General features: G+C 34.4%; 15 protein-coding genes. 9 read left to right on the top strand and 6 right to left on the bottom strand.

The window, feature by feature from the left end:
* Positions 1 to 86: 86 nt before the first annotated feature.
* Entirely contained in the window at positions 87 to 1,484 is a 1,398-nt protein-coding gene (fumC, locus tag NNH57_RS25835) for a class II fumarate hydratase (protein WP_108807621.1), read from the bottom strand.
* A gap of 191 nt (positions 1,485 to 1,675) precedes the next feature.
* Here fumC and NNH57_RS25830 point away from each other — a divergent pair, with 191 nt between their 5' ends.
* Positions 1,676 to 1,852: a hypothetical protein gene (locus NNH57_RS25830; RefSeq protein ID WP_165583327.1), complete on the top strand. Its 177-nt coding sequence runs from the start codon at positions 1,676 to 1,678 to the stop codon at positions 1,850 to 1,852.
* A 66-nt stretch (positions 1,853 to 1,918) separates the two neighbouring features.
* Here NNH57_RS25830 and NNH57_RS25825 read toward each other — a convergent pair whose 3' ends face one another.
* The 5 genes from NNH57_RS25825 to prfB all read right to left on the bottom strand — a co-directional run bounded on the left by NNH57_RS25825 (position 1,919) and on the right by prfB (position 15,204).
* On the bottom strand, positions 1,919 to 2,875 hold the full coding sequence (locus NNH57_RS25825; RefSeq protein ID WP_074409892.1) for a PorP/SprF family type IX secretion system membrane protein: 957 nt from the start codon (positions 2,873 to 2,875) through the stop codon (positions 1,919 to 1,921).
* 62 nt (positions 2,876 to 2,937) lie between these two features.
* A complete protein-coding gene (locus NNH57_RS25820; protein ID WP_254504282.1) occupies positions 2,938 to 9,867 on the bottom strand; it encodes a T9SS type B sorting domain-containing protein in 6,930 nt (2,309 codons plus the stop codon).
* A 1,245-nt stretch (positions 9,868 to 11,112) separates the two neighbouring features.
* Positions 11,113 to 13,557, bottom strand: a complete 2,445-nt coding sequence (locus tag NNH57_RS25815) for a TonB-dependent receptor (protein ID WP_108807419.1) — start codon at positions 13,555 to 13,557, stop codon at positions 11,113 to 11,115.
* A 192-nt stretch (positions 13,558 to 13,749) separates the two neighbouring features.
* Positions 13,750 to 14,091 (bottom strand): arsenate reductase (glutaredoxin), encoded by a 342-nt coding sequence (gene arsC / locus NNH57_RS25810; protein ID WP_074405911.1) that lies wholly within the window; start codon positions 14,089 to 14,091, stop codon positions 13,750 to 13,752.
* Between the two features lie 14 nt (positions 14,092 to 14,105).
* A protein-coding gene (gene prfB, locus NNH57_RS25805) for a peptide chain release factor 2 (protein WP_108807420.1) occupies positions 14,106 to 15,204 on the bottom strand; the annotation gives its coding sequence in 2 pieces (ribosomal slippage) (positions 14,106 to 15,140 and positions 15,142 to 15,204; 1,098 coding nt in all).
* Between the two features lie 104 nt (positions 15,205 to 15,308).
* Here prfB and NNH57_RS25800 point away from each other — a divergent pair.
* The 8 genes from NNH57_RS25800 (at position 15,309) to NNH57_RS25765 (ending at position 21,481) form a co-directional block, all read left to right on the top strand.
* A complete protein-coding gene (locus NNH57_RS25800; RefSeq protein ID WP_108807421.1) occupies positions 15,309 to 17,720 on the top strand; it encodes a zinc-dependent metalloprotease in 2,412 nt (803 codons plus the stop codon).
* 143 nt (positions 17,721 to 17,863) lie between these two features.
* Positions 17,864 to 19,084 (top strand): lanthionine synthetase C family protein, encoded by a 1,221-nt coding sequence (locus tag NNH57_RS25795; protein WP_108807422.1) that lies wholly within the window; start codon positions 17,864 to 17,866, stop codon positions 19,082 to 19,084.
* A gap of 224 nt (positions 19,085 to 19,308) precedes the next feature.
* Positions 19,309 to 19,518, top strand: a complete 210-nt coding sequence (locus NNH57_RS25790) for a hypothetical protein (protein ID WP_074405914.1) — start codon at positions 19,309 to 19,311, stop codon at positions 19,516 to 19,518.
* Between the two features lie 339 nt (positions 19,519 to 19,857).
* Positions 19,858 to 20,070: a hypothetical protein gene (locus tag NNH57_RS25785; protein ID WP_074405915.1), complete on the top strand. Its 213-nt coding sequence runs from the start codon at positions 19,858 to 19,860 to the stop codon at positions 20,068 to 20,070.
* Positions 20,071 to 20,108: 38 nt separating this feature from the next.
* On the top strand, positions 20,109 to 20,333 hold the full coding sequence (locus NNH57_RS25780) for a Blp family class II bacteriocin (RefSeq protein ID WP_074405916.1): 225 nt from the start codon (positions 20,109 to 20,111) through the stop codon (positions 20,331 to 20,333).
* Positions 20,334 to 20,409: 76 nt separating this feature from the next.
* Positions 20,410 to 20,757, top strand: coding sequence for a hypothetical protein (locus NNH57_RS25775; protein WP_074405917.1), 348 nt, complete (start codon positions 20,410 to 20,412; stop codon positions 20,755 to 20,757).
* Positions 20,758 to 20,976: 219 nt separating this feature from the next.
* A complete protein-coding gene (locus NNH57_RS25770) occupies positions 20,977 to 21,243 on the top strand; it encodes a hypothetical protein (protein WP_074405918.1) in 267 nt (88 codons plus the stop codon).
* A 76-nt stretch (positions 21,244 to 21,319) separates the two neighbouring features.
* A complete protein-coding gene (locus tag NNH57_RS25765; RefSeq protein WP_074405919.1) occupies positions 21,320 to 21,481 on the top strand; it encodes a Blp family class II bacteriocin in 162 nt (53 codons plus the stop codon).
* Positions 21,482 to 21,504 lie beyond the last annotated feature (23 nt).

Here is a 21,504-nt window from a genome sequence, read left to right as displayed (position 1 = left end):
TATTTATTTTAATAACGGTTTTTTTGATTATAATCTGGATTCTTTGAAGGAGCAAATAGCGTCAAATAAAAGAACTTATTTTACTGTTATTTTAGAACTCCCACCATATCTTCTGGTTTTACCCATTCGTCAAATTCTTGTTCAGTTACATATCCTAAAGCTACTGCTTCATGTTTTAGAGTTGTTCCATTTTGGTGAGCAGTATTAGCGATTTCGGCGGCTTTATAATATCCGATTTTAGTATTTAAAGCCGTAACCAACATTAATGAGTTATTCAATAATTGAGTAATTCTTTTTTGGTTAGGTTCGATTCCCTGAGCACAATGCTCATCAAAAGAAATACAGGCATCCCCAATGAGTTGAGCACTTTGAAGTAAGTTAGCAGCCATAACAGGTTTAAATACATTCAATTCAAAATGGCCTTGCATTCCTCCAACATTAATAGCTACATCATTACCCATAACTTGTGCACATACCATAGTTAATGCTTCACATTGTGTGGGGTTTACTTTACCAGGCATAATAGAACTCCCTGGTTCATTGGCAGGAATAATTAGTTCACCAATTCCACTTCTTGGCCCAGAAGCCAGCATACGAATATCATTCCCTATTTTATTTAATGAAACGGCCAATTGTTTTAAAGCACCGTGACTCTCTACAAAAGCATCATGTGCAGCCAAGGCTTCAAATTTGTTCTCTGCTGTGATAAATGGTAAACTGGTAAATTGTGCAATAAATTCTGAAACCCGTTTTGCATACCCTTTTGGAGTATTTAGCCCAGTTCCCACAGCAGTTCCTCCTAAGGCTAATTCTGCCATATGAGGTAAGGTGTTTTCTAAAGCCTTAATTCCGTGATCTAATTGAGAAACATACCCTGATAATTCTTGCCCTATCGTAAGTGGTGTAGCATCCATAAAGTGGGTACGACCAATTTTTACTACATTTTTAAACTCTTCAGATTTTTTCTTTAGAGTATCTCTTAATTGAATTACCCCCGGAATAGTTACTTCTACTATTTTTTTATAGGCTGCAATATGCATTCCTGTAGGAAAAGTATCATTTGATGATTGAGATTTATTAACATCATCATTTGGTTGTAATGTTTTGTCTCCTTCACCAATTGTTTTACCAGCTAATTGATGTGCTCTATTAGCAATAACTTCATTCACATTCATATTACTTTGCGTACCAGAACCGGTTTGCCAGATCACCAAGGGAAATTGGTTATCATGTTTTCCTTCTAGTATTTCATCACATACTTGAGAAATAAGGTCTCTTTTCTCTATCGGTAATGCGCCTAATTCGCAATTTGTATATGCTGCAGCTTTTTTTAAGTAAGCAAAACCATATACAATTTCTAATGGCATAGATGCTGATGCACCAATTTTAAAATTATTTCTAGAACGTTCTGTTTGTGCTCCCCAAAGCTTATCAGCAGGTACTTTTACCTCGCCCATCGTATCCTTCTCTATTCTATATTCCATTTGTGGTAAGATGATTTGTTTTTTTTTAAGAGTGCAAATTTAAGCATTTGCCTCACTATTTTTGAATAAAGTAGCTACTTTTTAGTAGATAAATTACGATCATAAGAGATTTAAAAATAAATTATATTTCTGCTATGACATATAAGTAAGAGTTATTATCTTTGACAAAATTTGAAAATTAGAATATTATTATGTTTGAATTCGATCAGTACCTTGGTTTTTTAGCGTTCTTAACTATCCTTACCATTGGATTTTGGTTAATGATCTTTTTGTTAACTTTTGTTATTCCTTATTGGATTATAGGAGCTAATGTCGAGAACTTCAAATTGAGAAGAGAAGCTAAACGCAAAGCGAAAGAAGAAGCATAATTGTTTATAACATTATATATGAAAGGAAGTCAAAATGACTTCCTTTTTTTGTTTTATTTCTTTTTTCTAATAGGTACATCCACATTTACTTTGTCTACAACCAAAATCAAATCCAAGCGTGATCATATGCGATCCTGCTGCTGTGGTTGGTTGTAAAACTTCATTTACATTAATCTGATATCCATACGCAACATAAAAATTAGCTTTTTTGATCCCTAACATAGGAGATACAGAAAGTGGTTTAAAATCCTGATCAACAAGAGATCGAAGACTAACGCCTATCCAATAATAATCTCCACGGTGCATTTTACGAACTTTTAAGTTAAGATCTGCTGTAGAACGACCATCACCTGCAAAGTTTTGATACAACATAGAAGGCTCTACCTCGATATCACTAAATCTATGATAGAATGTATATCCAGTATATAGATAATAGTTCTGTATCTGTGAAGGTTCGGTTGGATTAAAATCATCAATCTCTTTCTGTAATAAATTCACCGCATTGGCACTCAAAAAGAATCGGCCAATACGATATAACAATCCAATATCAAAATTAGAATCATTTATACTTATATCTGCTAACTCGGGATTTAGTGGATTATCAGGGTCTCCATTATTAAACCTTGAAGTGTCAATACCAAATTGGGTGAACTTATAGCTAATCCCAAACGATAGATATTGATTATTATATTCGCTTAATGTTAAATGGTGTGCAAAAGATAACTGAATTCCTTTTTGAGTTGTAAATCCATTCTGATCATTAAATAGAATTGCACCTACACCAGAACGGTCAGATATTCTACCATCTATTGATAAGGATTGTGTACCTGGAGAATCCTCGATACTTACCCATTGCTCAAAACCCGAAGCTCTGATCTGCCAACAATCTCCAATACCCGCGTAGGCCGAGGATATCAAATATGGGTTATCTGCAATATATTGATTTTGTACAGGAGCAAAAAACTCCTGAGCAAAAGTACAATAACTTGCAAATAGGCTAAATATGATAATATACTTCTTCATCTAATATTAGGATTTACAGGTTGTAACTTTTGCGTTTCGATATTTATCGATTAAACTTTATATTATCTATATAATGTAAAGTGTCCTGTAATTTCTCTATTATCTACATCATTCAGAATTATAGAATACCAATAATCTCCTGATGGAAGTTGTTTTCCTTGATATAAACCATCCCACCCTTGTTGGTCTCCTTTAAATATTGCTAACATTCTTCCGTATCGGTCAAAGACAATTACTTCCATGTTCTCAAAGAAGAAAGGATCATCTATATTAGGAGTAATCTGTCTAGGATACCAGAAACGATCTTCTGCTGTGCTATTAGGGCGATCTGGTGTAAAGTAATTCGGAATACGAATATTAATATAAGTCAAATTCTGAACCGTAAGTACTTCACAACCATCTGCATCAACAACACGCAATACATAATCAGCAGTCTGTCGTATTACAAAAATATTTCCATCTAATTCTGTATAGTCCGAAGGCTCTAATTGATCCAATGTCATTCCTTCTTCTAGCATCGTAAATGAGAATGCATAGAAAGGAGTGTTTTCAAATGGTCTTCCTCCTGATGCTATGATTTGATATTCATTAGGATCTTCTGGGTTATTGGTCATTTGAGCAACTGGTATTGCCAATGGAGTATACTCAAGAATCTCGATAGTATCTACTGTTCGTGTACATCCCTGGTACTCCATAATACCTTCATACTCTCCTGGGGTAACCTCAAAATTACCTGTCAAATTCGAATTGTTAGGTGGATTTGGTGTTCCGTTTATACCATTTAAAGTATAAATAATACCTAATCCTTGTGATTCTTCAACAATATCAAAACTCACAAAGTATTGCTCTTCACTAGTCATCACAGGACTCGTAGGATCACTATAATCAAATATAGGACATACTAATTCTGGTACGAGTTCGCCAGCAAGATTAACACCTGGTTCAATATCAATATTAAAGGCTCCCTGACAGTTTGCATTGTTTTGAGAATCTCTAATAAATACTGTAGTTGTACCTCCTGGTAGATTATCTATAAACAAATTCGCAGGATCTGTAACCGCTTGATAGGTTACCCCATCGATACTCCAGAAATAACTAGGATCCGCTGGGTTTGTTGGTGGTAATCCTCCTGTAATAGATAAGGTAGCTGTACCATTCATATCTCCCGCACAATCTTCTGGAGTTGTAGCATTTACAGTAGCCAAAATTGGTGCTGGTTCTATAATCTGAATATCAGTAATGGTTATCGGGCAACCGTTATCATCTTCTACTTCTACTCGATAGGTATCTGAGAGTAGATTTTCAAAAGTATGTTCCCCGGGAAGATTATCTATATCATCTCCTCTAAGCTCATATACGGCTATATTTGCACTATTATATAAAGAAAACGTATATGGGGCTGTACCACCAGAAGCGGTTACCCTAATATTACCATTTCTTTCTCCACTACAAGTAACAGGTGTTTCAAAGGCTTCTGCCATGAATTTCTCTTTCGGTTGACGGATTTCAAACGGCGTTACATTATCGATACAATCTCCACTGGTTACGATATAGGTATAATTTCCGGCTAATAAATCTCCAAAGAAACTAGTGGTTTGTGTATTATCAGAACCAATAGGCCCAGGGAGTTCAACAGGATTTCCTAAGTAATCTGTACCAGTTACTCGGTAGCCATAATCACCTAAACCTCCTTCAACTTTTGCATTAATAGAACCTGTTCGCTCACCAAAACAAATAATAAACGTGTTATTTAGATCTAATGCCACTTTTATTTCCGGAATTTCTCGTATTCGTATCGTATTAGACGCCGGAGAAACACATCCTTTTGCATCTCTAACATAGAAATTATAATCACCTTTTGGTAACGTTGAGAATGTAAAAGGATTTGCTCCTGATACAAAAATAATTCCATCACTACTAAATTCATAAGGAGGTGTTCCTCCTCCTGCAGTAACCGTCATTGATTTAGGGCTAGCACCACGACAAGTTATAGGTCCTTGATTTACTTCTATAGTCACAGCAGATGGCGTATTAATATCCACATTTCGAGAAAACTGACATGCTAAATTATCAGTAACTGTAACAATATAACGACCTGGTTTAAGATCATCCCACTGGAAAGTATCTGTAGTACTTGCTATCCTACCAGTTTGTGAACCATCGGGATATTCAAGCATAAAAAAATAGGTTCCAGATCCCTGGCCACCTGAAGCTTGAGCTACAATTGTGCCATCCTCACTATTAGAACAATCTAGTAGAATTGGTGCAATTGGATCTAACCCTAAAGGTGTTGGTGGTTGAATGTTAATAGTATCTGTTACTTCACAACCTCTAGCATCTTTTACCCTAACTACATAGTCTATTCCTGCCGGTGCAATACCACCATTAAGTTTATAACCTCCAAATCTAGGGTCACTACCAAATGGCACTAATGGTGGCCCTCCTCCTGGATCATCTAACTGGTATTGTATTGCTCCAGTGCCTCCAGTAACAACTGCTTCTATCTTAGCATCATCGCCAGGATTACAGGTTTCATCTTGTAATTGATTGATTTTTATTGATATTGAAGATTCTGCTGCTTTTATTTTAAAATTTTGAGATACTCCCGAACACAATCTGGTACCCGTTACCTCGGTAACACGAATATAGTATTCTCCCGGAGGCAAACCTCCTTCTGTGCTAGAATCTATTGAAATAGGTCCTCCACTTGCTGTTACGGGACCTCCAGAAAGTACGGGAAGATCTGATGGGGTCGCGAATCTATTAAAAATCTCCCAGTTTAGATCGACAGGTATCGGATCGTAATTGTCTACAGTAAATTTAATTTCTCCATCTTTTCCATTTAGACACCGCTCATGAGTTATAGTTCCTAACGAAACTATGGGAGCTGCAGGAGCGGTAAGCGTGAATTTTTGCTGATATTTACAATTTGTTCCCAGGTCTACAACTTTAATGGTATAGCTTTTTCCAAATTCTAAAGCATTTGCACCGTCAATACGATGATCTTTAATAAGACCTAGGGGTGTTGGAGGAGGAACAGGATCTGGTGCTCTATCGTTTAGAGCCTGAACAGGATTGTTGGGATCACCGATTACTTCGATTGTAAACCCTACAATAGCGCCACCGGTATCAACTCCAGATCCATTAATTACAGTGATGTCTACTACAGACCCAATAGCACAATTACCTAATGGGCTTACTTCTATTTTTAGCTCATCAACTGCATTTTTAATTTCATAAGAACCAAAAACTTCACTACACAAATTGTCATCTATGACTTCAATAGTATATATACCAAAGTCTAAACCTGCAAATAAAACTTGGTCAGCCGAAGGGAAAGATGGAGTAATTAGGGGTATTGGTAGTCCATTTTTAGTTAATTTGTAGGTATAGCTTGCTGCATCGGCATCAGGAGTTCCTCCATCCAAAGTAAGTGTGATTGAACCAGGATTATTACCGCTTCCATCTGTGTTACAGGTAATGTCAAGAATGGTTTCACTAGCTTTAATAGGATCTGGCACAGTAAAAGTTATGTTAGTGATGGTGAAATCACAATCATACCTATCTTTAACAGTAACAGTATGGGATATCGATGTATCTACATTGTTAAATATTTCAGTGGTATTATTTGAGTTAATAGTTACCTCTGTCGCTGTTCCTTGATCTAAAATATAGCTAACAGGTTTTCCTGTACTAACATCTACTTGAATAGCCCCTTTATCGTTAGCACATAAAGGATTTTTAGGGGTTACAGTTACATTTAATGTTTCAAAAGAATTTACTTTAACACTACCTGCTTTGATTGTACAATTGTTGGTGTTATCATTAACAAAAACAGGGTAAACACCTGCTGTAGTAGCTCTAAATTGAAATGAAGTACCAGGTAATGGATCTAATGTGGTTCCTGAAAAATCTTCTTTGGTATTAAAACTATAATTCCCTGACCCTCCGGTTATTTCTACCTTATATATTGCAATAAATTCATCTGGATCAAAGGGTAGGGCTAAAGGATCGTGATTGGGTGAGCCTGGGTCGTTAAGAGTTGGATCAGGTTGATATCCAGGATTACAATGTAAATCTTTAAGAAGCTTCACTGTAGCCGAAAAGTCTTTTGCTTTCTCTATTACTACATCTTTGTCGAATAAACAGTTACCACCAGAGGATTCAACAAAAACCTGGTATGTGCCTGGGTTAAGGCCTTTAAACGTATGTTTCGCATTTTTGATGGGCCCTGTTGTATCTGTATGTGGAGGGGTTGTGCCTGTGCTATTTATAGTATACGTATAGTATTCTTTTGATTCTGTTACAACTATTTCTACTTGTCCTCTACCATTAGGACAAGAAGGTGATGTTACTGTAACCTCTTCTTTAGCATCGAATTCTTTTAATTTTGCTGTTGCCTGTACAATGCACGCTCCATTAGGCCCATTTTTCTGACGAACGTTAACAGTATATTCACCGGGCTTTGTTAAATCAGAAAATATAGTGGATGTTTGATACGGTCTAATAACTTCTTCGTTAAAAATCAATTCATACTCATGTTGATTTGAGGTTTTTTGAACTTGTAATATTCCTGCTCCCACTTTTGTTCCGGGATTATAACAAACAATATTTTCTAAAACTTTGAGTTCTGGATCTAGACTATTTTTAAATACATTAAAGTAAAAAGGTATCGTACAATTAGCATCAAAAGTAACAACGATCCTATATTCTCCACTTTCTTTAACTGTATAATCTATCCCTTCTCCGACTTTTCTCCAATCATTAATACATATATTATCGATATCTATTGATGGGGTGGGACAATTAGGATCTTTTTTTATTGTACAAGCTTTGGTGTCTAAGCGTTCCCATATGATTTTAGTCGCTGTTGTAAACCTAGAATTTATGGTGTATTCTGTATCAGATCCACATAAAAATAGCTCAGGTAAAGCTTCACCAGTGATTGTACATGTACGTATATTACCACTTATATTAGGAATAGGATTATCTATAATATCCTTTACAATTTCTAAAACAGGATTTTTTACTGTAGTAAAGGCATCAACCTTAAAAATTTCTATTGCATTTTTACACTTTTTATCGATTTTGGTAACTCTGTATGTTCCGGCTTTTGTAACGTTCAATATTTGATTATTTCCAATTATAGTCCCAGGAGCATCCATATTTACCCATTCATATTTTTCAAAATTATTACCAGCAACAAGCTCTATAGATCCCGTACAAATAAATGCATCTTGTACTTTTTCGGTACATATATCATCTCTCACCAGAACGTTAGAAGTTCCTGTAACATCATATCCACATGTATCTTGTCCTAAAATACTTTCCTTCTCTTCTCTGAGAAACCCAGAAGTAGCCCCTGTATACGTAGAAAGAGCCACATTTTTAATCTCATTAGAACATGCATCCCTCAGCTTAGAACAATCATCAATAATTTGTACCCCAAACTCAACAGTATAAGTACCTCCGTTTTTAACTAATAGGTCATCCTCAATAGTAATATTGATTTCATCTTTATTACTGTTAATAACAGCAATTACTCCAGAATTATCTGTAGAAATACTACCTTCTATATAGTCTACATTTATAGGAAGTTTATCTTTGATTGACGCATTGATAATATCTTCATTACCTTGATTTTCTATAGTAAGTTTATAATACAATTTTTGTCCTAAGCTTACATTTTCTCCTGTAATTTCTTTATCGTCAATATTAAATACTTGTTTGGTAACTGTAAGTTCGGGTTCAATAATTTCTATTTGAAAAGAATGAAAAAATACACTATATGAATCACTCTTAGTAGAAGTAAAAAAAGTAGCCGATGTCTGACCATTTTGAATAATAGTGTTTTTGGGGTTATCGATATCAAAAATATCTATATCAAGCCCCATAGTGTTTTTGGATTTAGGTCTTCTTGCAGTTACATATTCACCATTTTCAGAAATCGAACTGTCGAAAAAGTTGTTTTTGGGATTAGCAGGAGTTGTGTAAAGTTCTTGTGTTGTTAAATCAGGTTTTTCTATTTCTAAAATGTCTCCGCTAAAATATCTTTCCCCTTCTAGAGTGGCAATAGAATATCTGGCATTTACGGGTAGTTTATCTGGTAAAGTATTAAAAGGCTCATACTTAAAAGATTTTTTTTTATCTCCTACATCGACTACTAAATATCCACTTCTGGTACTTATGTATTTTGCCGGTAATTTGGGGTCTTCATATGCTACTACTAATACCCACCCAGACGAGATACCGTTAGTACCCATTTGGTTAGGATGTTGGTAATCCGATTTTCCAAGTCCCGTAGCAGATCGTACATTAGCAATAGTATATGTTCCTGATGGGTTTGATATACCTTTCATAATATCTGTAACATCTGCGTAGCAAACATAAGGCATGTCTACGGCTGCTGCTGGTTCTGTGGTATCGCCATCTTTATCAAAATCTAAAACATCCAGATTTTTGTTGGTATCGCTATTGGGATAACCATCATAAATAACTGTGGTTTGAGAAGGTGGAATCGTGATATAGCTCCCTCCTGGAGGTTTAAATTTTACACTTCTAAAATCCGGACGAGTATCTATTAGTGGTAAGTCGGTATATCTTGGCCGACCATCGGGCATCCTGTCAACAAAATATGTAGCAGACCAATATAAGCCTGCATATGCAATTTTTTCGCAACCAGAAGGAAGAATCAGGTTTGCGCTACTAGAACTAAATGTATCTTCACCATCTATATCTATATATCCAAAAGTTTTACTGTTATTACTTTGCAAACCATCATAATCCATATTGGGAGTATATAGTATACCATCCAACGTTTGATCCAGCCCGGTGATAGCATTACCAATTACTTTTAATTCTCCCTTTATTTCTAATGTACTATTTGGAACAATACCAAAGTCAACTTGAGCGAATGTTTGTGGTGAAATAGATATTGAAATAATTAAAATGATAATAAATTTAGATGACGAATTGAGGTATTTTGCTATCATATTTATATTTGCTTTAATACTTTAGAGCTTTTCTTCTATATTATTCTTTATTGAAATTGAATAAGTTTTAGGCACTCTTTTTTATGATGTGTGTTTTTTTTCAATATTATTCCCTATTAGAGAAAAAATAGTCACGGTTTTCAGGGGTACACTACTTTTTTAATTTGAAATCAAACCCTAAACCGATAGCTAGCTTTGTAAACAAACATACTTGAAGTCTTCAAAAAAAATGTTGAGCAATTTTGGTTTTGTGATGAATACCTAGTGAATTAGTGACGAATGATTAGAATTTAGACTTTGATTTTCTATAATTCACGTATTGATTTTGCGCTTTTACCTTTAAAAAGACCTCTTGGTGGAGCATAACTTTTGTGAATTACAGCTGTTCATCTATCATCTTGGATATTTTATGCAAGTAATCATAAAATATTGCAGTTTGCCACATATAGAGTATAAGTAGGTTATTAGTGGTATTCATGTGAGACATTGTTTAAAAATTAGTGAAAAGTAAAAGAAGATATCTTCAGTCAAAGTTAGTTATGTCATATAATTGTTTGTTAATTGAAAAACCAAAAAAGATGTATGTATTTCTTCATTTTTTGTGTTTTATTAAAAGTTAGAAACTAGTTTTGTTTTTCAAAATTATTACTGATAGAAATAGAATAAAAAAAAAATAGGGGGACAAAAAGGGGACATGTTTTATATGATTGGTAAAAAAGGGCTGAAGCCTAGGATAATCTTTTTGTTGTTACTGTCTGTCTTGTATTAGAAAAAGAATTATACGAAAACCACGAATTCAAAACATTGGTTAAAGAAATATCCGAATTTGATGAAAAATATAAAGCAACAGCTCCAGAACAATATGTTGTGAGTGATATCACCTATATCAAAAGTAGAGAAAGATCCCACTATTTATTATTGATCACTGATACTTACAGCAGAAAATGTAATGCAGGCAATCAAGATGGCTGCTTATAATAGAATAACAACAAAGGATTTGATACATCATTCAGATAGAGGATTACAATATTGTTCTACTATATATCAATCAGAATTGAAAAAACATAATATAACACCATCAATAGAATATTAAAAGGCAAATTTTTAATCAATACTAGTAATACAGGTAAAGAACTTAAAAAATTAATTGAGCACTCTATCAAAACTTGTAATAGCAATAGACCTCATTTGTGCCTTAATTTATAAACTGTCAACCTCTATTAGGATGACTCAATTCCGCAAATACTACCCTTCAAATTCTTCATCTCCATTAATACCTCTTTGAGAGCGTTGTCTTTTCTTTTTCTGATTAAATCTGTATGTAAATGATAGATTAAAGCTACGTTCTCTCCACTGAAATTCATTATCCGACATAAACGTAGTAGTAGTAGAGGTACTTGTTCGTTTTCGAGAGTTAAATACATCACTAACGTTAAAAGTAAGTGAAGCCTTTTCTTTAAAGAGATCTTTACTGAATGCAAAGTTCATACTAAAAATACCATCACTTTTTGTTTGTGCATTTTCACTTGGCCCTCTATAAAACATACTGGTTTGCCAGTCTATTTTTGCAGGTAGCGTAACTTTATTATTAAGCCTTGCAAACCAACTAAAATTATCTGCATCAAGATTTTCTCCATTATTCTCTCCTCGAACACTATTCTGAAATGCGTTAAAATTACCATTCACTCTCCATTTTCTACTGGGGTTGTAAGTAAGAGTAAACTCAAAACCATATCGATCAGAACTAGTTAGATTTATAGGCGTTCTTCTAATAACAGGAACTTCTGTGCCAGGGTTATTTGCATCTGCTCCAATGATGGTTGTATCACCTGTATCTTCAGAAATAAAAGTGAATATCTGTGTAGAGTGATTATAATATATAGATGTATTTAATGTAAGCTTTCCCATTCTATTTAAATAGCCTAAATCAAATGCATTAGAATAACTTGGATCAAGATTTGGATTTCCCTGAAATAAATTAGTAGCACTAGACCTAGAAGGAAAAGGATTAATAAATCTGGATCTAGGCCTGCGTATTCTACGGTTATAGCCAAGAGTTAAACTTTGTTTTTTAGAGATTTCGTACCCCAGATTAATCGTAGGAAATATATCGGTATAATTCTTTTTGCTTAAATCATTACTAGTTTGCTGATCGATAGTAATTCGAGTACTTTCCATTCTAAGTCCTAATAAATAAGATAGTTTCCCCCATTTACTTCCTAATTGTGTGTACCCAGCATTTACTTGTTCTGTATATAATAAGGTGTTGGATAAATCAGAATTTGTTGTTATGGATCCATTATCCTCTAATTGTACCAAATAATCAGTATCTAGCTCATTAAAATTACCTCTATACCCTAACTCGAATTGAGTGTTTTCGCCGATAGGTAACACATAATCAGCTTGCAACAGAATACGATTTTGTTCTTCTATTGTTTCTACAAGCTCTACAGCGGTTATATTTTCTTGTGTAATTTTTGATCGTTCATCTTCATTACTATCTTCTATCTGAAAATCGAAAGTTAATTTGTGGCCACTGGTATTAAAATCTTTTGTATAATTAAGAGAGTATTGTTTTGTAATATCATCTTCGATTTCTGGATCAAAACGAATATTTTGGCTTAAAATATCTCCATTAGAATTTAACTCTGTAATTCTATTTGTTGTATTACTTTCTTTATCACTGGATCGGTATAAAAAAGATGTTGTGACAGATGAAGTTTCATTGATATACCATTCGACTCCGATATTAGAATTTAATCCTTTACGTATCCTGTCAAAATCCCGTTCTTCTCTTAAAAAGGAGTTTGGGAGACCACTAAAAAGATATTGAGTTTGAGAAAAAGAATTCCCTGGGACTTCTCTATAATTATATCCAGAAGTTGTAAAAAAGTTAAAATCTCCGGATCGATAATTTAGATTTCCCGAAATACCAGCGGATAGGGGATAACCACCATTAATTGTAATGGCTCCATTCATACCTTGTAGTTTACTTCGTCTTAGAATAATATTTAAAATCCCTGCGGTTCCTTCGGCATCATAACGGGCAGAAGGAGAGGTGATTACTTCGACTCTTTCTATAGATTCTGCGGGCAATTGTCTTAATGCATCTGTACTATTTAAACCAACTAAACCCGATGGTTTTCCGTTAATAAGGATTCTTACATTATCGTTGCCACGAAGCGCAACATTTCCTTCGACATCTACAGAAACAGAAGGTACATTATCCAATACATCGCTTACTGTGCCACCACTCACTGTGAGATCTTTACCTACATTATAAATCTTTTTATCTAGTTTAATTTCTACAGTAGTTTTTTCTGCTATGACTACGACATCGTCTAGTGTTTCGGTATCCAGTCCAAGAGTAATTGTGCCTAGGTTTGTGTTTTTGAATAACTTTTGCCTGGGAAGTTTTTTGGTTTTAAATGAGATAAACTCGACACTTATATCATATACTCCAGCATCTACTTCGATAGCAAATTTTCCATTTTTATCAGTAATACCACCGGTAACAATTTTTTGTAGCCTGGGATTAAAAAAAGCTATTGTAGCATATTCCAGAGGTTTATTAGTGTCTTGATCTAATATTAAACCGGTAATGTTTACAGGGCCTTTTGAAAAGCTCCGGTTTTGAGCTGATAGTATAAGTGTTAATGCCGAAAACAGTAAGAATAAAAACTTCTTCATTTCTAAAATTGAATAATTCTGGCCAAAAGTATCGAAGCAGATACGAGAAGGCGGTTAATGATGTGTTAAATGTGATGTGTTTAAAATGTGTGATACGTAGTATCACCTATTATGCGTTACATGCATTTAGACATGAAGAAATGTAAAAGGTTTAATCTTATGCGAAAAAATATTTTGTAAGAGAGGAATTACTTATATAATATCAATTACTTTTTCTGGTGGTCGTCCGATTATTGCTTTATCTCCATTAACAACAATAGGGCGTTCAATTAATTTTGGATTATTAGAGAGTATAGTGATCAATTCAGAATCGGTATAATCTTTACCTTTAAAATTTTCTTTCCAAATGGCTTCATTTTTTCTAACCAGGTCTATAGGAGAGATGTCTAAAAGTTTAAGTATTTCTTTCAATTCTTTTTCTGAAGGTGGATTTTGTAGGTAATTAACCACAGTAATGTCTTTTTTTTGCTCTTCGAGTATGGCAAGACATCCTCTTGATTTACTACATCTCGAATTATGATAAATTGTGATCATTTTAGTTTTGTTTTTTAATCGTCATTTTTTTGTCCCATTGCCATAAGGTAAGCCTTTAAGAATTGATTGATGTTTCCATCCATTACAGCATCTACATTACCTGTTTCTTCTGCAGTTCTTACATCTTTAACCAATTTATAAGGATGCATGACATAATTACGAATTTGAGACCCCCATTCTATTTTCATTTTTGAGGCCTCGATCTCATCGCGTTGTGCTTGTTGCTTTTTAAGTTCAATTTCAAACAATTGTGATTTAAGCATTTGTAAAGCTTTTAATCTATTTTCTTGTTGAGATCTTGTATCTGAGCATGAAATCTGGATTCCGGTAGGGAAGTGGGTGAGCTGTACTTTGGTCTCTACTTTGTTTACATTTTGCCCGCCTGCTCCACTAGAACGAGATGTGATAATCTCATAATCAGCAGGGTTGATATCTATTTCTATACTATCATCGGCAAGAGGATACACATAAATAGAAGCAAACGAAGTATGGCGTTTTGCATTACTATCGAATGGGGAGATACGTACTAATCGATGTACACCATTTTCTCCTTTTAACCACCCAAAAGCATAGTCTCCTTCAATTTCTAGAGTAACTGTTTTTATACCTGCTACATCACCTCCTTGATAATTAAGTTCTCTAATTTTAAAGCCTTGTTTTTCTGCCCACATTAGGTACATACGCATGAGCATGCTAGCCCAATCGCAACTTTCGGTACCTCCTGCACCTGCTGTGATTTGCAATACAGCGCTCATGCTGTCCCCCTCATCACTAAGCATATTTTTAAATTCCAAATCTTCAATTAATGATTTGGTTTCATCATAACGCTCAGAAACTTCTGCTTCAGTGGCGTCACCTTCTTTATAAAATTCATAAAGAACTTCGAGGTCATCAACTAGTGTAGCCCCTTTTTCGTATTCGGAAACCCATTTTTTTTCAGCATTTAGAATACGCATTAGTTTTTCGGCTTCCTGGGCATTATCCCAAAAATCCGGAGCAAATGTTTTTTCTTCCTGATTGGCTATTTCTATAAGTTTGGCATCAATGTCAAAGATACCTCCTTAACGCAACCAGGCGCTCCCTAAGATCTTGTAAAGTCTCAGTATTGATCATAATCTAATTTATTTTTGACAAAAATAAGATTTAACAGTTCAGTAAGAAGTAATTTTTGTGTTATTTTATAGATTTAGAAATTTTATCACATAAATCATCAGTCTATGAAACTACGCTTCATTTGTTTATTCTTTCTAGCGGGGAATATCATTTCTGCTCAATTTTTAGAAAAACAGAAAAATTTGGCATCTTTTGATGGCTATTTTAAGTTCTATTATAATGAATCAAAAGACGAGATTTATCTAGAAGTAGATAAGCTCGACTCAGAATTTTTATATGTACATTCGTTGGCTACAGGATTAGGATCAAACGATATAGGATTAGATAGAGGACAGATTGGTGATGGCGTAGTGGTAAAATTTCAAAAAGCAGGTGATAAGCTGTTACTAGTGCAACCCAATCAACGATACCGAGCTATAACAGACAATACACTAGAGAAAAGAAGTGTCGAACAGGCTTTTGCAAAATCTGTACTGTTTGGATTTCCTATTAAAGAAGAGAAATCTAATACATATATTATTGACTTAACTCCTTTTCTTCTACAGGATACGCATAACATCATTAATCGATTAAAGTTTCAAAAAGAAGGAACATACAGTGTTGACAAAACCAGAAGCAGTTTGAGTCTAGAAAGAACCAAAGCTTTTCCTAAAAATGTAGAATTCGAGGCTTTGATTACTTATAAAGGCTCACCTACAGGGCGAAATATTAGATCTATAGCACCAGACTCAAAATTCTTAACTGTTATTCAGCATCATTCGTTTGTAGAACTACCAGATGATGGATATAAGAAGAGAGAGTTTGACCCCAGAAGTGGAGCTATATCTATTTCCTACCTGGATTATGCAACACCAGTACAAGACCCTATAAAGAAACGCTATATTATTAGACATCGATTAGAGAAAAAAAATCCAAATCAAGCTATAAGTGAAGCAAAAGAACCTATTGTTTATTATTTAGATCCTGGTACCCCAGAACCAGTGCGATCTGCATTATTGGATGGAGCAAGATGGTGGAATCAGGCATATGAAGCAATTGGTTTTAAAGATGCGTATCAGGTAAAGATGTTGCCTGCAGATGCAGATCCTATGGATTTAAGATATAATGTAATACAATGGGTACATCGTTCTACCAGAGGGTGGAGTTATGGAGCAAGTGTTGTTGATCCCAGGACAGGAGAGATTCTTAAAGGACATGTAAGCTTAGGGAGTTTAAGAATACGTCAGGACTTTTTAATAGCTCAGGCATTATTAAATCAACCTTTTGCTACACGTGATGATAATTACGAACCTATGTTGAAAATGGCACTAGCTCGTATTCGCCAATTATCTGCGCATGAGGTAGGTCATACTATTGGTTTTGCGCATAATTTTACCGCAAGTACAAACGGAAGAGCGTCGGTAATGGATTATCCTCATCCAACAGTGGCACTTAAGGATGGTAAAATAGATTTGTCGAATGCTTATGATACCAATATAGGAGAATGGGATAAAGTCACAGTGGCATACAGTTATTCAGAATTTGATAAAAATACTAATGAAAAAGAAGCACTTAACAAAATTTTGAATACAGCCTATCAATCTGGTCTTCGTTTTATTTCGGATAGTGATGCCAGACCGCAAGGAGGAGCACATGAATTAGCTCATTTATGGGATAATGGTAAAAGTGTTACCGAAGAGCTAGGCAATATGCTGAAAATTAGAGAAGTTGCGATACGCAGTTTTTCTTCAGATAACATCAGAAGTAATGAACCATATTCGGTTTTAGAAGATGTTTTTGTACCACTGTATTTTTTCCACAGGTACCAGACCGAGGCTACAGTAAAGCTTATTGGAGGACTAAATTATAATTATGCAGTTAAAGGTGATCAACAAACAATTGTAGAGACAGTTGGTTCGAAAAAACAAAAAGAAGCACTTGGGCAGGTTTTACAAACACTAGCTCCCGAAATTTTAGCTATTCCAGAAGATAAACTAAAATTATTTCCACCAAGAGCCTTTGGATATGGTAGAACCAGAGAATCTTTTAAAGGAAAAACAGGAGTTGGTTTTGATGCTCTAAGCGTAGCTTCTACAGCAAGTGATATGAGTCTTTCTTTGTTATTGCATCCCGAAAGAGCATCTCGACTGGTACAGCAAAAAAGTTTAGATCAAAACCAATTAGGATTAGTAGAAACTCTAGATGAATTATTAAAATTCTCTTTTGATACCAAAGCGAAAAATAAGTATCATAAAGAAATTCAACATATGGTAAAAGCTAATATTTTAAAACATTTAATGAACCTAAGTAAAAATACACAAACGTATTCGCAGGTTAATGCTATTGCGTATGCAAAAATTAAAGGTTTAATTCCTCTTCTTAAAAGCAAGACCGGAGATGTTACAGATAAAATGTATAATGAATATTATCTCAATCAAATTAATAAGTTTATAGAAAAACCAGGAGATTTTAAAGCATTACCATCTCCCAAAATACCAGATGGATCTCCTATAGGTAGTTTTAGTTGTGGTTTTTAAATGTATATCCTATCATTTTATATATTATAAAATAGGTATCAGTCTAAATTCTAGAATTTAGACTGATATTGTTTGAAGCCCTACTATTTTACTCTTTATCTTTGCCACTTTACAAATTCGAAATATCAAATACCAGACACTACATGACTATTGAAATTCAACTAAGGAATAAACTAAAGGAAATAAGTGAGGTTTTAGATGCTAAGGCAGAAAACAATCAGGAAGTAGGAGTTTTATCCGGAGTTTCTGGAGTTGCATTATTTCAATTTTATTATTCAAAATTTTTAAATGAGGATATTCATGCAGATAAAGGAGCAGAAACAATTACAAGAGCTATAGAACTTATTAATAATGGTTTTACTTTCCCTACTTTTTGTACCGGAATTGCAGGAGCATGTTGGGTGCTCGAAATTCTTAAGGAAGAAGAATTCGTAGAGTTAGATGATGATTTTCTTTCAGCGGACTTAGATTCTTATTTGTTAGAAGCAATGAGAGCTGATATAAAAACAGAGAATTATGATTTTCTACATGGTGCAATGGGATATGGATATTATTTTTTGAAACGTTATCAAAATCTTGCTTCAGAAGAGTCAAAAAAGCACTATAAAAACTACCTTGATGAATTGATTGCAGCACTAAAAAAATCATCAAAAAAGAATGATTACGGAGTATGGTGGGAGTCTGTTCTAAGACAGGAAGAAGGAGTTAAGGGATGTAATTTAAGTTTATCTCACGGAATATCAAGTATGGTTAATTTCCTATCCCGAATAGTCGAACATAAAGAATTTTATGATGATGTTAGAGAGATGTTGGAACAAGCTGTGAACTATATATTGCATTGTAAAAATAAAGATAAAACAATGACTGCTACATTTCCAAACTGGATTGTTAAAGAGGATATAGTTGATAATAATTCGAGATTAGCATGGTGTTATGGGGATTTAGGGATAGGGATATCAGTATTTCGAGCTGGTAAAATATTAGGAAATACCCAAATTAGTGATGAAGCAATAGCAATTTTAAAATATTCTACCCAACGAAGAGATATTGAAGAAGCAGGAGTTCAGGATGCCGGATTGTGTCATGGAGCATATGGAATACTTCTTATTTATAATTACTTATATAGAAAAACAGACGATATTGTATTTAAAAAAGCTTCTGATTTTTGGGCTCAGAAGGCGCTGGATATGGCAATACATGAACAAGGGTATGCCGGATATATGGTATGGCGAGGAGGAGTAGAAGAAGAAAAATGGAAAACCGAAGTAAGTTTGCTTGAAGGTGTTGCAGGTATCGGGTTATCTATAATCTCCTATTTAGCTCCTTTTGACACCAAATGGGACGAATGCCTTTTGATTAGCTAATTGTTTTTTCTTTATGATTTCAAAAACTACAACTTCATAGGGGCATTTTAACTGCCTCATGGTAAGGTTTTCTACTATTTAATCTGAAAATAAAGTCGAAATTCTGGAAAATCGTTCGTTTTTCCAGAATACTCAATACTACTATTTGCATTAAGCTTATGGTGTGAGCTATGTTTGTTTCTATCAAAGCGCTTTGATATTTGTATAACTTAAAATTAGATATCATGAAAAGTAAAAAGAAACTGAGTCTTAAGAAAATGAATGTTGCACAATTAGATAGCATTAAAGGGGGAATAAACTGGCCTCATCCAATAACAGGGCCCGGATTACCTAGCGCAGATCCATTTGGTTGTGGAAATGGTACCGAAGGGCTGGCATGTCTATACTCTCAAACACCTATGAGCTGCCAGGTATGTGTTAATATTCAAAAGTAAATAACAATACTTATCGAGATTCTTTGATAATACATTTTTAGCTGATTTGTAAATACACAGTTTTTCGAAAGTTGAGATGAATCGTCTGAAATATATTTTCAGACGATTTTTTGTTTACGATTATTAGACGATAAAATACGTTCCTTTTTTAGAGAAATAATATTTGAAATGTTTTTAGTCATTTTTTTCTGTAAAAACAAAATCGAAATTCTGGAAAAACGCTCGAAATTCTGGAATACCCAATACAACTTGTTGCAACCAACTTCTTTGTTCCCCTATGTTTGCTTGTATCAAAGCGCTTTGATAGAAATTTATGTTTAACAATTTAAAATTACAAAAATGAGAGATTTAACAGTAAATGAAATGGCTTATGTTTCCGCAGGAGACGGTACTAATCATGCTGGAGTAATAGGTGGAGCAATTGGAGGAGGTTTGGCAGGAGCAGGAGCAGGAGCCAAAATTGGATCATTGGCCGGACCAGCAGGAGCAGCAGTAGGAGCAGCTTTAGGCTTTGGTATAGGAGCTTTGGCTGGGATGCTTGCTTTTTCTTAAAATCAAATTAATTATATAAATCATTAAAAAATAATACAATGAGAAATTTAACAAATAGTGAATTGAATTCTGTAAATGGTGGTTGTAGTGGACAAACTGCCGGAGGTATTTTGGCTGGTGCTCTAGGAGGAGCTAGAACTGGTGCAGGTATTGGAGGTGCAATAGGAACATCGGCTACCCCTGCAGGAAGTATAGTAGGAGCAGTTGTTGGAGGTTTATTTGGAGCTATTGCAGGTGGATTTATTGCCGCAAGTAGATGTTAATCCAGAATAATTAGATACTAATCAGGGTAATCATGATAATTACCCTGATTAATTAATAACTTATAAAAAATGTATAATGAATACCAATCTTAATGCCTTTTTTGAAAGCTTGTCTTCTGCCTATAAAGAAAGGAATCTGGATACAATATTTGATCTTCATCATCCAGATAACGTTTTGTTTAATGCAGGTAAAGAACAACTAAGAACAGTTTTGTCTAGTTATACGCTAGAGGCAAATTTTGAAGATATCAAAATATTACAGGAAGATGAGAATATAAGCGTTGTAAGACTTTCTCAAAAGACTAAAAAAGTCGAAGGTCCGGATTTTAAGAATAACATAATTGATATGGTTATGATCTTAAAGCCGCATAATGATAATTTCAAAATATTATCAAGTGCTTCTATTAGCACAGACTTCATATAGCCATTTTTGAGTTTTTTTATAATTCTTAAAAGCAATATTTACTGCATTTCTAAAAACCTTAATTTTTTACAAAGAAACAAAATCGAAATTCTGGAAAAACGCTCGAAATTCTGGAATACCCAATACAACTTGTTGCAATGAACTTTCTTGTTACCCTATGTTTGTTGGTATTGAAGCGCTTTGATAGAAATTTATGTTTAACAATTTAAAATTACAAAAATGAGAGATCTAAAAATTGAAGAAATTCAAGAAATCGGAGGTGGCCCTGCTGAAGGTGCTGCTGTAGGTTGTGTAGCAGGAGCCGTGGCTGGACAGGTTGGTGGTCAAACAGCAGGAGGATACATTGGCGGTGCAATAGGTTCATTGTTTGGACCTGTGGGAACATTAGTAGGGACTTATATTGGTATGAATATAGGTCGTACTTATGGTCAAACAATAGGTTGTGCAGCTGGTGGATACGTTGGTGATCAGGTACAAGGAGACTAGTATAGTACCTTGGTATCCTAAATATCCAAATATATTTTAACAACACTAAATAAATTTATTAATAAAAATCATAGATATGAGAGATTTAAAATTTGAAGAAGTACAGGAAGTTAATGGTGGTGATGCCGCGAGTGGCGCAGCAACAGGTGCTGGTATCGGAAATGCAATAGGAGGGCCAATAGGTGCTATAGTAGGTGCTATTATTGGTGCGGTTGTAGGTAGTATGTCTGAAGACTAATACTCTAAATATCATACAGGTCC

It is taken from the genome of Aquimarina spinulae, assembly GCF_943373825.1.
In the GTDB taxonomy this organism is placed as follows: domain Bacteria; phylum Bacteroidota; class Bacteroidia; order Flavobacteriales; family Flavobacteriaceae; genus Aquimarina; species Aquimarina spinulae.
This window is presented reverse-complemented; position numbering and strand designations above follow the sequence as displayed.

Coding starts and splice junctions, on each gene's coding strand:
- fumC (WP_108807621.1), bottom strand. CDS start 1,484: ATGGAATATAGAATAGAGAAGGATACGATGGGCGAGGTAAAAGTACCT.
- NNH57_RS25820 (WP_254504282.1), bottom strand. CDS start 9,867: ATGATAGCAAAATACCTCAATTCGTCATCTAAATTTATTATCATTTTA.
- NNH57_RS25775 (WP_074405917.1), top strand. CDS start 20,410: ATGAATACCAATCTTAATGCCTTTTTTGAAAGCTTGTCTTCTGCCTAT.
- NNH57_RS25815 (WP_108807419.1), bottom strand. CDS start 13,557: ATGAAGAAGTTTTTATTCTTACTGTTTTCGGCATTAACACTTATACTA.
- NNH57_RS25780 (WP_074405916.1), top strand. CDS start 20,109: ATGAGAAATTTAACAAATAGTGAATTGAATTCTGTAAATGGTGGTTGT.
- NNH57_RS25825 (WP_074409892.1), bottom strand. CDS start 2,875: ATGAAGAAGTATATTATCATATTTAGCCTATTTGCAAGTTATTGTACT.
- NNH57_RS25770 (WP_074405918.1), top strand. CDS start 20,977: ATGAGAGATCTAAAAATTGAAGAAATTCAAGAAATCGGAGGTGGCCCT.
- NNH57_RS25795 (WP_108807422.1), top strand. CDS start 17,864: ATGACTATTGAAATTCAACTAAGGAATAAACTAAAGGAAATAAGTGAG.
- arsC (WP_074405911.1), bottom strand. CDS start 14,091: ATGATCACAATTTATCATAATTCGAGATGTAGTAAATCAAGAGGATGT.
- NNH57_RS25830 (WP_165583327.1), top strand. CDS start 1,676: ATGTTTGAATTCGATCAGTACCTTGGTTTTTTAGCGTTCTTAACTATC.
- NNH57_RS25765 (WP_074405919.1), top strand. CDS start 21,320: ATGAGAGATTTAAAATTTGAAGAAGTACAGGAAGTTAATGGTGGTGAT.
- NNH57_RS25800 (WP_108807421.1), top strand. CDS start 15,309: ATGAAACTACGCTTCATTTGTTTATTCTTTCTAGCGGGGAATATCATT.
- NNH57_RS25790 (WP_074405914.1), top strand. CDS start 19,309: ATGAAAAGTAAAAAGAAACTGAGTCTTAAGAAAATGAATGTTGCACAA.
- NNH57_RS25785 (WP_074405915.1), top strand. CDS start 19,858: ATGAGAGATTTAACAGTAAATGAAATGGCTTATGTTTCCGCAGGAGAC.